We start from the raw sequence: 13,943 nt of genomic DNA on the forward strand, positions 1-13,943 counted from the left end.
AAACTCTCGACTTGACAGCGGCCGCAATTACGGACGAAGCCCGTGCTTTCGTCGAACAATCGGCCAGCAATACGTTGATTCAAGTCAACCTGCCGGACGAAACTATGATCGCCCTGCTACGCGAAGGTTATTCGCTGACGATGATCCGGCGCATGAGTCGCGCTGACCGCGCCACGACGGTAGATGGTCTCAAAAGACTCCGCGCGCCAGCAGCGATTAAGACCGCGCTATAAGGTGCTAAACATTCATCGCACTGCTTATGTGCGCGGCTGCTGTTGTGTAATGCAATGGAACGTCCCCAGCCCCCAGGCCAGTTCTACGGCCCGAATTCCCCGCACCTGGTGATTGGGAAAAAGTTTCGCGAGTGTGGCGACGGCATCTGCGTCGGACGGGCAGCCAAACTGCGGCACGATCACAACGCCGTTGGCAATATAAAAGTTGGTGTAGCTGGCCGGCAGGCGGCGATCGTCAAAATAAATTGCCTGCGGCATGGGCAGCTGCACCACCTCGAGTGACCGTCCCTCTTCGTCGGTGGCAGATTGCAGCCGGTGCAGATTGTCGGCAAGTGCCGCATAGTTCTCGTCGGCGGGGTCCTGTTCCACGGCAGTCAAAACCGTGCGGGGACCGACGAAGCGGGCCAGTTCATCGATATGACCGTCGGTGTCGTCGCCGACGATCCCTTCGCCCAGCCAGATGACGTGTCGGCCGACTCCGTAATCGGCCAGGTAGCGTTCGACATCGCTGCGCGACAGATGGGGATTGCGATTTGGATTCAACAGGCACTGCTCGGTGGTCAGGATCGCGCCGCGCCCGTTCACATCGATCGCGCCTCCCTCCAAAATGATGCCTGGCTCGAAGCGCTTCATGCCCAGTTCTTGAGCAATCCGGACTGGCACTTGCACGTCTTTCTCGAAGGGGGGGTACTTGCCACCCCAGGCGTTGTAGCCCCAGTGTACAAGCGCCGGCGGCACCGCGTTCGCGCAGGTGAGAAACATGGGGCCGTGGTCGCGCGCCCAGGCGTCGTTGGTCGGGATGTCGTAGATCGTCACGTCGGCAATGCCGCCCACCATCGCGCCAGCTTGCGCCAGCACGGCCTCGCCCCCGGCTAGGATCCGCACGGGCTCGAACTTTACTAGCGTGCGCACCAAATCGGCCCACACGCCCGGAATAGTCTCGAAGGCACCGGGCCAACTTTCCAGGTTGTGGGGCCAAGAGAGCCATGTCGCGACATGCGGCTCCCATTCGGCCGGCATCCGATAACCAAGCGAGGCAGGCGTATTTTCAGACATGATTTACCGCGGGTTTCGCGCAAAAAAGGACGCGGGCCAAAGTTGCCCGACGAAAGCGTCGCAATTTACCGCGCGTGCAACTCGTTGGCCAGGAACGAGGCGATGGCGGCGTTCACAAAGTCCGGATTCTCGAGCGGCGCCATGTGCCCCGCATCGGGAACGACCTGGAACTCGGCGCCCGGAATGGCGCCGGCCAGCTTGCGCATCTCTTCGACCGGGCTGATGGCGTCCTCCTGGCCGACCAGCACCAGTGTTCGCACGCCGATCGTGGGCAGCAGGTCGGTGCAGTCTGGCCGGACGGCCATTCCGCGCTGCGCCGCGGCGATGCCGCGCGGATCGGTCTCCAGGATCATCGTCCGCACGGCCTGCGCCAACTGCGGACGGTCTGCCGCGGTACGCGGATGCAACAACTTGGGGAGCATGGCGTCGGCCACCATCGCCGACCCTGCGACCAGCACCTTGTCGGCCATTTGTCGCCGGCCTGCGGCTGCCTCGGGAGAATCCGCCACGCTACGGGTATCGCACAGAATGAGCGACCGGACGCGATCGCGATATTTACGCAGGAAGGCCATCGCAATGTAACCTCCCATCGACAGCCCGCACAGGCAGACGGGCTGCCGCAGGGCCAATTGATCGAGCATGCTCGCCAAATCGTCGGCGAATTGCTCCATCGTCACAGTCTCGCCGGCCGCAGCAGCGGCGGCAAATGTGCTGCGGCCGAATCCGCGCAGATCGGGCGCGATCAAACGATTATTACCGCCGAGCGATTCCAACTGGCTAACCCACATCGTGTGGTTCAGCGGAAATCCATGAATGAGCAGCAGCGTGGGTCCGGCGCCGCGTTCAAACACGTTCAACGTTGCGCCATTAATGTTGATTTGCCGCATGGCAATACTTCTCCACGGAATGGTTGCCAAGGAGGACCGTTTTCGATCCGTACGGCATGGCGACGAAGAACCGCGACCGACAGCTCAGGACGATTTCTGCTGCGTCTTGGCAAGCTCTTCCTTGAAAAACTTCCATTGCTTGCCCATCTGGCCCGAATGCGGATCTTGCTCGACTGCTTTGGACTGGACTTCGAATGCCCCTTCCAAGTCCCCCTGGGCGTAACGGCATCTGGCCAGCGTGTCGAGATAGCCGGCCTCGGACAGGCGAATGTCCTTGTCATCCGACTGGCTGCGCAAGAGCTCGAGCGATCGTTCGCTGGCCCGACGTGCTTCATCCGCATCGCCGCCGGTGTTCGCCAGCAACCATGCCAATTGGTTGTAGGGTTTGCTGTCCTCGGGCTCTTCCTGGATCTCGCGACGGAACCCTTCGGCGGCTTCGCCGATCAGGCGGCGCGTCTTGTCCTTCAGTTCGTCGTCCAGCCCCTGATACCGATAGAGGGCGATCAACACGTCCACCTCGGCTGGATCGTCGTCGAGGCCGGCTTTGAGCTCGGCCAATTGCTCGGCACGCTCCCCGCTTGCCTCGTGTTGGCAGGCGCGAAAGAAGTGCAGCCGGGCACGCATCGTCTCCAGGGGCCCGAATTTGTTGAGCAGATCTTGTACGTCGCCTTCCTTCTTCTGCTCCTTGGCCTCGCGAATACGAACAGCGTCTCCCCAAACCTGGGCCGCAGCCAAATCGTCTCCCTGATCATGCAATAGCTCGCTCAACGAGAGCCATGCATAGAAGGTGATGAACTCTCCGTTCTTGTCGGCTTGAATGACATGCCTGTACTCTTGCTGGCACCACTTGTGCATGCCGCGGCGCTGTAGCTCGCGGGCGGCCTCGTAATGTTGTAGCAGGTTATCGAAGGCGGTGCCCTCGTTCAGCGCGCGAGCCCGATCGGCCGTTTGCTGGGCCTCTTTTTCGTTTCCTTGTGCCTGCTGCGCCTGGGCCAATGTGTAGAGCAAGATGGGCTCGCGCTGGATCCGATCACCAAAGCGCTTGGCCACCGTATCGACCACGCTCCAGGCCTCTTGCTCGACAAGCCAGTTGACTAATTCCACCAGGGTTTCGCTGTGTCCTTCCTCAAGGTCGACAATCCGCATCATGGCGGCCACCGCTTCGTCGCGCCGATCAAGCTTACGCAACACCGCGACTTGTTGCCGCCATAACGCACAAACGATCACCGGCTGGGTTTGCTGCGGCGGCTGCGAAAGCGCCCGCTGTTCGGCCTCGGCCAGCCGGCCCCAACTGTCGACCGCGGCGGCCGGGTCCTTGTGTGCAGTGAGATACGCGCGCAGCCACTCGGCGCCAGGCCGGGGGCTGCGCCCTAGATTGTCGCGAATGGCCTGCTCGCGTCCTGGCCAGCGTTTCTCGGTAATGCGCTTCTGCTCGATGATCGACAGCGCCGCCAACTTCGAAAGCACCAGCGACTTGTCGAAGCGCACCAGCCGGCACAGCACAGGCAGCCCACGATCGTCCGTCAAGTTGACCAATTGGCTGACGGTCACCAGGTGGGCCGCTTCATCTTTCAGACCGTAATTTTGCAGTAGGCGCTTTACCTCGGGCGGGTCGCTTGGCGCCGTCCATTCGATTTGCATCTGGCTGACAAGATACTTGGCGCGCGAGGCGACCTCGATGTCATCGTTGTCCTCGGCAGCCTCGAGCGTATCAAAAGCCTCGAAGCCGATCTTGGCCAGCTCCTGCTGAGCCCGCTCGCGTACGAAGTAATCGTCGTGGCCAAGTTGTCCGATTAGCTGATTGATCCGCTCGTCGAGCGGCATGGCTGGTACGTCCTCGGCGCGAGCGATGCCCATCACAAGCGCGCAGCACAACGCCGCCGCCAGGAATTGTCGCACGCCGCGAAAGCCAGGGTGCATTCGATTGTCTCTCACAAAGATGCCCGGGGCGAACGACCGTCCCTATTTAGGATAGCTGATACGGCGCGGGACCGGTAATTCGGTGGTCGGATAGGCGGGAATCAGCGGGCGGGGGGAGCCGCGAGTTGCTGCTCGACGGCCTCATCGATCAAATCCTGGCGGAAATTGATGGTGGGATCGGACGGGGAAAGCCGCGCTGCCAGCTTCCCCTCGCGATCGTAGACAACGTAATGTGGCAGGGCGCCATCGAAATCAAACTCGTCGGCCGCCATCTCGCTGGACCCAATGTTGCTGATCAGATTCTCGAAGGTGGCATCCTTGTCCGCGAGAAACTTTCGCACGCCATCGATTTCGTCCGGCTCGTCGAGGCTGAGCGCGATCACGACCAACCCCTCGTCACGGTGCTTGCGCCACAGTTCGACGGTATGGGGAAATTGTTTGACACATGGCGCGCACCAGGTGGCCCAATAATCGACCAGCACGACCTTGCCACGATGCGCCTCGATGGCCTTTTGGAATGCTGCCTTGTCGACGACCACGATCTCGACGGGCGCGGCGGCCGACTCTTGACCAACGGCGGCGGGACTTTCCGCCTGCACGGCACCGACGTCGTTCACCGTGACAGCATTGCCCGCAGCCTTGCCGGTAGGCGTGCGCTTCTCGTCAGCACAGCCGGCCAGCGCCAGCAAGATCACGAAGAGCGAGACCGCAACCGGGGAACGAACAACTAGTTTTGCGTAGATCATTGCCGATGACTCACAGGTACAAAAACGCCTTTATGACATGCCACATTCAAAGCAGCTAGCGCGCCGACAGCTGGCAAAATACGGACCCACATCATTGGTATTCGATGCCGCAGCCGAGGGGACGGGTTTCTGGCACCGCAGGCGAACGCCCATCCAGCGCGGCCTCGATGGCATCGCGTAGATAGGTCTTCTTGACGGCCGTCGCGTCGGCCCAGCTATCGTCGACTCCGCCGATGTACACGACCTTGCGATCACGATCGAGGACGAACGCCTCGGGCGTCTTCTGGGCGCCGTAGGCCCTGCCCGACAACTGCGTGAGGTCCGACAGATATGGGAAATTGAACTTTCTTTCCTGTGCATGGGCCTTCATGGCCGCGAGATTGTCCTCTGCACCCTGGCTGACGCTGAGGGCGATCAATTGCACGTCTCGATTCTTGAATTCGTTCTGCAATTGGATCAGCCGCTCTTCGTACTGTTGTGCGACGGGGCAGTGGTTGCAGGTAAAGATGACGACCACCACCTTGGCATCTTTGTAATCGCTCAGGCTGTGCTGCTTGTCGTCGGTACCTTGAACATTGGCCCAGTCAGGCGCGGGGCTGCCGACGCTGAGTACCTTGTTGAATTTGCCGGCAAAGGCCAAGCTGGCCGCCAGCGATACGATCACAAGACCAGTCGCCGAATTCTTAAGCATCTCGCTAGGCTCCTCGAAGCAAGAAAATCTCCCGGCAGGGAGGATAGGAAAACCAGGCCCCCGTAAGCACCAAAGGCAGGGCCCAATAGCAGGCAGGGCGGTGTGAAGTATACCGGCTGCGGGGTCTACCGATCGGAAACACTTTCCGGGTAACTCCCACTGTATTCTAGTCTCGCGGGTTCTCCGGGACGTGTCAATCGAAGGCTCGCCGGCCCAACCCTGCGCGCGCATGCTGGCATGACGGGTCGTCCAACCAGGCAATCCTAATACGGGCAGAACTGTCCTTGCGGCGCGAACGATTTCGGTTTGAAATGCGTCCAGCTACCATCCTGCCCGAAGCCTGCTCCCGCGGCCCTGCACCTGGCAGGGTGTCGCTCCCCTTAATCCGGAGACGCCGTGCTCCCCTATATCTGGATGTTGTGCGGCGCGTTCTCGTTTGCTTGCATGGTGGCATTCGCTCGCGGGTTGCAAGGGATCTGCGATTGGCAGATCGTGGCACTGGCCCGGGCGCTGCTCGCCACGATTTTTGCGGCCGCGATGGTATTCGCCGCCGGCGGACGATTTGTCGTCTGGCGACCTGGCACCTTGTGGGTTCGATCGATCGCCGGCAGTATGAGCATGCTGTGTACGTTCTACGCGGTGCCGCGCTTGCCCATTGCCGACGTATTGACGCTGGCCAACATTTTTCCCGTGTGGGTGGCGCTGTTGTCCTGGCCCGTGCTTAAGGAAAAACCGTCGGCCGGCGTGTGGCTGGCCATCGCGTGCGCACTGGGGGGCGTGGCCCTGGTACAACACCAGCCTTTTGCCCCCTCAGATGCCGAGACGACAATTCAACAACCGTACGAGAACGAAGCTCGCTCTGCCACGGTGGTCTTGCTGGGAGGGAGCTTTGCCACCGCTGTGGCGATGATCGGACTGCACCGGTTGAACCAATTCGACGCGCGGGCCATTGTGGCGCATTTCTCGGCCGTGGCTACCCTGTTTTGCGGCGCAGCGTTGTTTCTGTTTCCGACCACGCATACTGCGGCGCGGCCTTTCGATTCCTACGTCTGGCTGATGCTCATGGGTGTGGGGTTGGCCGCCACGATTGGCCAGATACTTTTGACGAAAGCGTTCACGACCGGCAATGCGGCCAAAGTCTCTGTCGTCGCACTCAGCCAGATCGGCTTTGCGATGCTATTCGACGTCGTGTTCTGGGACCGCCGCTTCACACCCCTGGGTCTGCTGGGTATGGCCCTGGTGATCGTTCCCACGGCGTGGTTGCTGTGGGGCGAGACGCGTAACGGGACGATCGACACTGAAATCGAAGTGGTGTGACGGCACGCGTACGACTCGTCGCCGGCCAATCTGGGCAAGGGAGGCGGCATCGGCACGCCCGCTGAGCATTTCAGGTGGTGAATCTTGGGAATTGCTGAGTTCGTAAATCCTGCCCACGACCGGCGGGAGATACAACCCGCAACGAACGAGCTTCCGGCGCCTATTCCCGTGGGCAAAGTGGGCCAGTTTTTTGTTGACACGCGCAGCCGGTCTGCGACATTGGAAACCGTTAGGGAATCGATCAATCAAGTCTGCAGCGCCGCTCGGCAAGTGCTGCGGGCGGTCGCGTAGAGGGGGCCATGGATTCCGCGGTGCTCCCCAGTCTGCTCAGCATCTCATTAACCGTCGTCGTGGGTTGCGCCGTGTTTGGATTCGGCAAGCGGCGTCCCTCGAAGCCCAACGGCGGACCCGACGCTCGTGTCGCCGCAACGCCTGCTTCCCCTGCAACGCCCAGCCGCAGTTACGACTCTGGCGAATGGAAACGGGTCAAGGATGCCCTGCGCGACACCGAAGAGAAGTATCGGCTGCTGATCGAGAATGCCAACGATGGGATTTGCGTGGCTCAGGACGGGCGGATCCAGTTCTTCAATCCGAAATTGCAACAGATGCTCGGGTACGATGCCGAGCGGTTGACGACGATGCCATTTACCGACCTCATCGCTGTCGAGGATCGGCCGCTAGTGGTCGATCGCTATCAGCGTCGGTTGCGCGGAGAGGACCTGCCGCACGTCTACGAATTCCGATTTCTCACAGCCAACGGCGAATTGGTGTGGACCGAAATCAACTCGGTCATGATCAACTGGGAGGGGCGACCCGCTTCGCTGTCGTTCTTTCGCGATGTGAACGAACAGAAGCGTACCGAGCAAGCGCTGCGCGATTCAGAGGCGCTCTATCACTCGCTGGTCGAGAGCTTGCCGTTGAGCATCTTCCGCAAGGACGTCGCCGGCCGGATTCTGTTCGCCAATCGACGATTCTGCGAGACGCTAGGGCGGCCGCTGGAAGAATTGTGCGGCAAGACCGACTTCGATCTATTCCCGCGCGCACTGGCCGAGAAGTACCATCACGACGACGAGCGGGTGATCACGACGGGCCTAGTGGTGGAAGATGTCGAAGAGCACAAGAAACCTGACGGCGAGACGATCTACGTGCAGATCCTCAAGGCCCCGGTATTGGGGGCCGATGGCCAGGTGCGGGGCGTGCAAGGCATGTTCTGGGACGTCTCGGCGCGTCACCGCGTCGAAGAAAAACTGCGCGAAAACGCCGAGCGAACACGGTTGATCCTGGATACGGCCTACGACGCTTTCGTGGGCGTCGACAGCGAGGGCAGGATCATCGATTGGAACCCGCAGGCCGAGGCGGTATTCGGTTGGCCGCGCGAGGAAGCCCTTGGTCGCCAGGTGGCCGAGACCATTATTCCGCCACAGTTTCGCCAGGTTTATCGTCGGCGGTTGGAACAGACGTTGGCGCGCGGCCAAGGGGCGGTACTCAACAAACGGATCGAAATCACGGCCATGCGCCGCGATGGCAGCGAGTTTCCTGTCGAGGCTGCGATCACGCCGGTACGGCTCGGGAAGGCTCACATCTTCCACGCCTTTTTGCACGACATTCGCCGTCGCAAGCGCTACGAAGCCGAGCTGCTTGAGGCCAAGGAAGCAGCCGAAGCCGCCAACCGTGCCAAGAGTGCGTTCCTGGCCAATATGAGCCACGAGATTCGCACTCCCATGAACGCCGTCATTGGCATGGCGGAGCTGGTTCTCGATACGCCGCTGAACGCCGAGCAGCGCGACTATTTGAAGCTGGTCTTAGAATCGGCAGATTCGCTGCTGTCGATCATCAATGATCTGTTGGACTTCTCCAAGATCGAGGCCGGCAAGTTCCATCTCGACCCCGTTCCCTTCGACGTGCAAGAGGGCATCGGCGACACCATGAAGTCGTTGGCCGTCCGCGCGCACAAGAAGGGGCTGGAATTGATGCACGAGATTGCGGTCGACGTGCCACGGATGATCGTCGGCGACCCGAACCGATTGCGGCAGGTAGTCATTAATCTGGTCGGCAATGCGATCAAGTTCACCGACCGGGGCGAAGTCGTGATGACCGTCACGCGGCAGGAATCGGCGGATCAAGAAATGACGCTTCATTTTGCCGTACGCGACACCGGCATCGGCATTCCCGCGAACAAACGCGATCTGATCTTTAAGGCTTTTGAGCAGGCCGATAGTTCCACGACGCGCCGTTACGGTGGGACGGGGCTGGGCCTGGCCATCTCGTCCGCTCTGGTTGACCTCATGGGAGGCCGCGTGTGGGTGGAAAGCGAGGAAGAAAAAGGAAGCACGTTCCACTTCACCGCCCTGTTCCGGCAAGGTGAAGTTGCGCCGCAGGACGATCGGCTGGACGCTCCCCCGGCGCTTGAGGGCTTGCGCGTGCTAGTGGTCGACGACAACGCGACGAACCGGCGCATTCAGCTGGAAATGCTGCACAACTGGAAAATGCAGCCGGTCGCCGTCCCCGGAGCCGTCGATGCGCTGCGGGTGTTGCGCGAATCGCATCGTGCGCAGCATCCCTTCGGTCTGGTGCTGACCGACGCCAATATGCCGGACGTCGACGGGTTTTCGCTGGTCAGTGAGATCAAGTCCGATCCACTCCTCAGTGGTGCGATCATCATGATGCTCACCTCCGGCGATCGCCCGGATGATGTAGCCCGCTGCCGGCAGTTGGGAATCGCGACCTACTTGATGAAGCCGGTCAAACAATCCGAGCTATTCGACGCGATCGCGGCCGCCGTCGCTCCGGCCGAAATCGAAGCCGTGGTCGATCGCTCGTCCCTTTCGCCCGGGGCGGCCACGCGCGCCTTGAATATCTTGTTGGCCGAAGACAGCCTGGTAAATCAGAAGCTGGCCGTAGGGCTGCTCGAGCGGCGCGGCCATCGGGTGCAGGTGGCGAACAACGGCCGCGAGGCGCTGGCGGAACTAGAGAAGCAACACTACGATTTGGTGCTGATGGACGTGCAAATGCCCGAAATGGATGGGCTGGATGCTACGCGTGCGCTGCGCGAGCGCGAAATGTCCACGGGCCATGCTCGGCGGCCGGTGATCGCCATGACGGCGCACGCCATGGAGGGCGACCGCGAGCGCTGCCTGGCGTCGGGCATGGACAACTACATCTCGAAGCCGATTCGCTCGCGAGAGCTGTTCGAGACGATCGATCAAACACTTGCCGGCATGTCGGTCGCCAGGCCCGAAGAGTTACCTGGCGCGGATACGATCGGGCTCGATTGGTCGGTCGCCTTGGAAACCGTCGGCGGAGACCGGCACTTGCTCGGCGAGATCGTCGCGGCGTTTCTAGAAGAGGCGCCACGATTGCTCAACGATCTACGAACGGCCGCGACCGCCGGCGATACCGAAGGATTGCACCGTGCGGCCCACACCTTGAAAGCGTCGTTGCGATATCTTGGCGCAGGAGAATTGTTCGACCAGGCGTTCGTGTTGGAAACCTGCGGTCGCGACGCGCGGCTGGCGGACGCGGCAAAAACGATGGCGATTTTCGACACCTCGCTGGAACGACTGCTGGCAAACCTTCCCAGGCTGGCTGAAAAAGTTACACATCGACAGTAACGTCGTACTTGATTCTGGCACTTGCGCGCTTTTGCATTACTCGATTGGTTTCGAGCCATAACGTCCCACCGGGAAGCAACCGTATGCCAACTGTCTTAGTTGTCGACGACGCTGCCGTTGATCGCCGCCTGGTGGGGGGTCTGCTCGAGCATGACCCGGACCTGACCGTTCGATTCGCCACCAACGGCACCCATGCCCTGACGATGATGCGCGAAAGTGTGCCGGCCTTGGTCGTGACGGACTTGATCATGCCCGAGATGAACGGACTGGAGCTGGTGACCGCGATACGCGACCAGCACCCGTTCGTGCCTGTCATCCTGATGACTTCGAAGGGTAACGAGGAGATCGCCGTACAGGCGCTACAACGCGGCGCGGCCAGCTACGTGCCGAAAAGTCAGCTGGCCGACAGATTGCTCGAAACCATTCGCGCTGTGCTCGACGCATCGCGCCCCCGCGAAAGCCAGGCGCGTCTGCTCACGCACATTGTCAATAGCGAGTGCATGTTCCGCTTGGAGAACGACTGCACGCTGTTCCCGCCGTTGATCAACTACTTGCAAGACCATGTGGCGCGCTTTGGCTTGTTCGATCAGATCGAACGCGTGCGGATGGGCATCGCGCTCGAAGAAGCACTCGTCAATGCGCTGTATCACGGCAACCTCGAGGTGCATTCCGGGCTGATCGAAGATAGCCACGACGCGTACTACGCCATGGTCGACCAGCGTTCGCAGATCTCGCCCTACAAGGAACGTGAGATCCTGGTCACGCTGAAAATCTCGCCCGACGAAGCCGTGGTTACGATACGCGACCAAGGCCCAGGTTTCGATCCGGCATCGCTGCCCGATCCCACGGACCCGGTCAACCTGGAAAAAGCCAGTGGGCGAGGATTGCTTCTGATGCGTACGTTTGTCGACGAGGTCACATTTAATGACCGGGGCAACGAAGTCACGCTGCGCAAACGCCGCCGCCAGACCGACGGCGAGACATTGAACTGCAACGAGTTGCTCTAGAATCCGCCTGGGGACGCGTGCGGTCAACGATTTGTCTGAACGCTGCTGCTGGCTTGCCAGCAGTTTCTGCGAGTAACGGAGCCGACGCGGCCCGGCCCGATTGGGGCAAACGGACTGCCATGCCTGTTAACTCGATATTGCTAGAAAATGGCGAGGCCCGTGACCGATCGCCCCGCAATACTCCTGCCTGCGGCTAGAACACCCTATAATAAATCGGCGGGGCCGGCGAATTACCGCCGGTCGCCATTGGCGAAAGTTAACGACGCTGCCTTTCTCAAGGCGACATCTCGGCTGAAGTTTCACAGGAGGGGAGAACACCTGATGCGTTACTGCCTATTGCTCGCCGTTCTCGGGGCCATGTTAGTCGCCCAGCCGTTTACGGCGTCGGCCGCCGACGCCAAAAAGGACAAGCCGACCGTGGCCGTTTTTCGGCTGCGTGGGCCCATCGTGGAGACCGCCGCCGAGGAGAACATTCTGTTCGGCACATCGCATTCCGTGACGATCAAGGACCTTGCCGAACGCCTGGGCAAGGCCCGCGACGATGAGGCCGTCAAAGCGGTAGTTCTGACCCTGGATGGCGCCACGGTTAGTCTGGCGCAAGCCGAAGAAATTCGCCAAGGGATGGCCGCGATCCGAGCCGCGGGCAAGGACGTGCACCTGTTTGCCGAAGGCCTGACGATGCAAGACTATGTGCTGGCCGCCGGCGCTACCGAAATCACCGTGGTTCCGACAGGCGACCTGTGGCTGACGGGTTTTTACGCCGAAAGTCCCTACGTGCGCGGACTGCTCGACAAAGTCGGCGTTACTCCCGACTTCTTGCATTGCGGCGACTACAAAAGCGCTTCGGAAACTTTCATGCGCACTGGGCCCAGTCCCGAAGCCGAAGCCATGCAGAACTGGCTGATGGACAGCATGTATCAGACCACGGTCCAGCTGATCGCCAAGGGGCGGGGCGTGGACGAAGCCAAGGTGCGCGGCTGGATCGACGCCGGCCCCTACACGTCCGAAAAGGCCAAGGAACTGGGACTGATCGATCGTGTCGCCCAACGCCACGATCTCGAAGTGGCGCTGCAACAAAAATTTGGCGACACTGTGAAGTTCGATTCCAAGTATGCCGCCAAATCGTCGGGCCAGATCGATTTCTCGTCACCGATGGGCATCATGAGTTTTTATGCCGAGCTGCTGGGGGGAGGCAAAAAGAAAAAGGCCACCAAGGATTCGGTTGCGATCGTCTACGTCGAGGGGGGCATCGTCCTCGGTAGTGCCGACGCAAGCCCGCTCAGCTTCGGCGGCAAGTCGGCCGCCAGCACTGCCATCCGCAAAGCGCTTGACGAGGTGGCCGACGATAACACGGTCAAGGCCGTGGTCCTGCGTGTCGATTCGCCTGGAGGTTCAGCGACAGCAAGCGACATCATTCTGGCGGCAGCCAAGCGCGTAAAGGCCAAGAAGCCGCTCATCGTATCGATGGGCAATGTGGCGGCCAGCGGTGGTTACTACGTGGCTTGCGGCTCGGATGTGGTGTTTGCCGACGAAGGAACCATTACCGGTTCGATCGGGGTGATCGGTGGAAAATTGGCCACGACCGGCCTCTGGGACAAGGTCGGCATCAATTGGAAGGAATACGGCCGCGGCGCCAACTCCGGGATTCTCAGCACCGCGCATCCCTTCACAGAGCCGCAGCGCGTGCGGATGCAAGGTTGGATGGACGAGATCTATGGTGTGTTCAAAAACCACGTCGTGGCGATCCGCGGCTCGAAATTGAAAAAGCCCATCGACGAGTTGGCAGGCGGCCGCGTCTATACCGGCCGGCAAGCCTTGGATTTGGGCCTGGTTGACCGCATGGGCACGCTCACCGACGCCATTAAATTGGCAGCCGAGCAAGCTAAAGTTGACAAGTACGAGGTTCGCGTCGTGCCCGAGCCCAAGAGCTTTCTGCAAACGTTGCTCGGCAGCGCCATGGGGGAGGACGACGACGAGGCAAAAGGCGTATCGCTGTCGGCGGCTTTGGGCGTGCGCACGTTTCCTTTGCTCGACGCGGTGTTGCCCTATTTGCAGAATCTCGACGGCCAACGCGTGGGGGCCATCACGATGGCGCTCGGCCGCTTGGAGTTGATTCGCCGCGAGGGGGTCGTGCTGATGATGCCCGAGATCATCATCCGGCAATAGACAGATTCCGATTTGCCAGAGGAGCTACCATGCTGCGTCTGCGTGTACCGGCGCCGCTGCTTGCTGCCGTTGTCATTTGTAGTGCTGTGGGCTCCGCCCGCGCGGGTGAGACTGCTTCGCACGTGGCTTCACTACCAGCGGAACGCCGACCCTTGGCGACGGCTGCGGACTTTCGACCGGACGCGGCATCCGTCGTACGACATGGCCCGGCGTATCGTTATCCCCAGGCCGGCTGGATCGTGCTGCATATCGAAGGCGCTCCCTACGAGCGCGGATTTCAGCACGGCACATTGCTAGCCGCGGAAATCG

The 13,943-nt window shown here is 60.9% G+C and carries 11 protein-coding genes; 6 read left to right on the forward strand and 5 right to left on the reverse strand.

Going from position 1 to position 13,943, the window contains the following annotated elements:
- Positions 1-233 (forward strand): hypothetical protein (locus tag VGG64_28495; GenBank protein HEY1603574.1); only part of this gene is annotated, 233 nt, incomplete at its 5' end.
- 24 nt (positions 234-257) lie between these two features.
- Here VGG64_28495 and VGG64_28500 read toward each other — a convergent pair.
- From VGG64_28500 to VGG64_28520, 5 genes are all read right to left on the reverse strand, one after another.
- Positions 258-1,289 carry an agmatine deiminase family protein gene (locus VGG64_28500; protein HEY1603575.1) on the reverse strand — a complete coding sequence of 344 codons (1,032 nt, stop codon included), beginning with the start codon at positions 1,287-1,289 and terminating at the stop codon, positions 258-260.
- A 65-nt stretch (positions 1,290-1,354) separates the two neighbouring features.
- Positions 1,355-2,176 (reverse strand): alpha/beta fold hydrolase, encoded by an 822-nt coding sequence (locus VGG64_28505; protein ID HEY1603576.1) that lies wholly within the window; start codon positions 2,174-2,176, stop codon positions 1,355-1,357.
- Positions 2,177-2,260: 84 nt separating this feature from the next.
- On the reverse strand, positions 2,261-4,111 hold the full coding sequence (locus tag VGG64_28510; protein ID HEY1603577.1) for a hypothetical protein: 1,851 nt from the start codon (positions 4,109-4,111) through the stop codon (positions 2,261-2,263).
- Positions 4,112-4,197: 86 nt separating this feature from the next.
- Positions 4,198-4,842 (reverse strand): redoxin domain-containing protein, encoded by a 645-nt coding sequence (locus VGG64_28515; GenBank protein ID HEY1603578.1) that lies wholly within the window; start codon positions 4,840-4,842, stop codon positions 4,198-4,200.
- Positions 4,843-4,933: 91 nt separating this feature from the next.
- A complete protein-coding gene (locus tag VGG64_28520) occupies positions 4,934-5,533 on the reverse strand; it encodes a thioredoxin family protein (protein ID HEY1603579.1) in 600 nt (199 codons plus the stop codon).
- A gap of 396 nt (positions 5,534-5,929) precedes the next feature.
- On the opposite strand from VGG64_28520, the gene VGG64_28525 reads away from it, so the two are divergent.
- The 5 genes from VGG64_28525 to VGG64_28545 form a co-directional block, all read left to right on the forward strand.
- The gene (locus VGG64_28525) at positions 5,930-6,850 is read left to right on the forward strand and encodes a DMT family transporter (protein ID HEY1603580.1); all 921 of its coding nucleotides are present in this window, start codon (positions 5,930-5,932) and stop codon (positions 6,848-6,850) included.
- 299 nt (positions 6,851-7,149) lie between these two features.
- The gene (locus VGG64_28530; protein HEY1603581.1) at positions 7,150-10,461 is read left to right on the forward strand and encodes a PAS domain S-box protein; all 3,312 of its coding nucleotides are present in this window, start codon (positions 7,150-7,152) and stop codon (positions 10,459-10,461) included.
- Between the two features lie 83 nt (positions 10,462-10,544).
- Entirely contained in the window at positions 10,545-11,468 is a 924-nt protein-coding gene (locus VGG64_28535) for a response regulator (protein HEY1603582.1), read from the forward strand.
- A gap of 321 nt (positions 11,469-11,789) precedes the next feature.
- A complete protein-coding gene (sppA, locus tag VGG64_28540) occupies positions 11,790-13,634 on the forward strand; it encodes a signal peptide peptidase SppA (protein ID HEY1603583.1) in 1,845 nt (614 codons plus the stop codon).
- A 29-nt stretch (positions 13,635-13,663) separates the two neighbouring features.
- The coding region (locus VGG64_28545) for a hypothetical protein (protein HEY1603584.1) at positions 13,664-13,943 on the forward strand (280 nt) is incomplete at its 3' end.

The sequence above is a fragment of the Pirellulales bacterium genome (assembly GCA_036490175.1).
Taxonomy (GTDB): Bacteria; Planctomycetota; Planctomycetia; order Pirellulales; family JACPPG01; genus JACPPG01.

Bases quoted from the DNA above. Each gene is read 5' to 3' on its own strand.
- VGG64_28500 (HEY1603575.1), bottom strand. From the start codon at position 1,289: ATGTCTGAAAATACGCCTGCCTCGCTTGGTTATCGGATGCCGGCCGAA.
- VGG64_28505 (HEY1603576.1), bottom strand. From the start codon at position 2,176: ATGCGGCAAATCAACATTAATGGCGCAACGTTGAACGTGTTTGAACGC.
- VGG64_28515 (HEY1603578.1), bottom strand. From the start codon at position 4,842: ATGATCTACGCAAAACTAGTTGTTCGTTCCCCGGTTGCGGTCTCGCTC.
- VGG64_28520 (HEY1603579.1), bottom strand. From the start codon at position 5,533: ATGCTTAAGAATTCGGCGACTGGTCTTGTGATCGTATCGCTGGCGGCC.
- VGG64_28530 (HEY1603581.1), top strand. From the start codon at position 7,150: ATGGATTCCGCGGTGCTCCCCAGTCTGCTCAGCATCTCATTAACCGTC.
- VGG64_28535 (HEY1603582.1), top strand. From the start codon at position 10,545: ATGCCAACTGTCTTAGTTGTCGACGACGCTGCCGTTGATCGCCGCCTG.
- sppA (HEY1603583.1), top strand. From the start codon at position 11,790: ATGCGTTACTGCCTATTGCTCGCCGTTCTCGGGGCCATGTTAGTCGCC.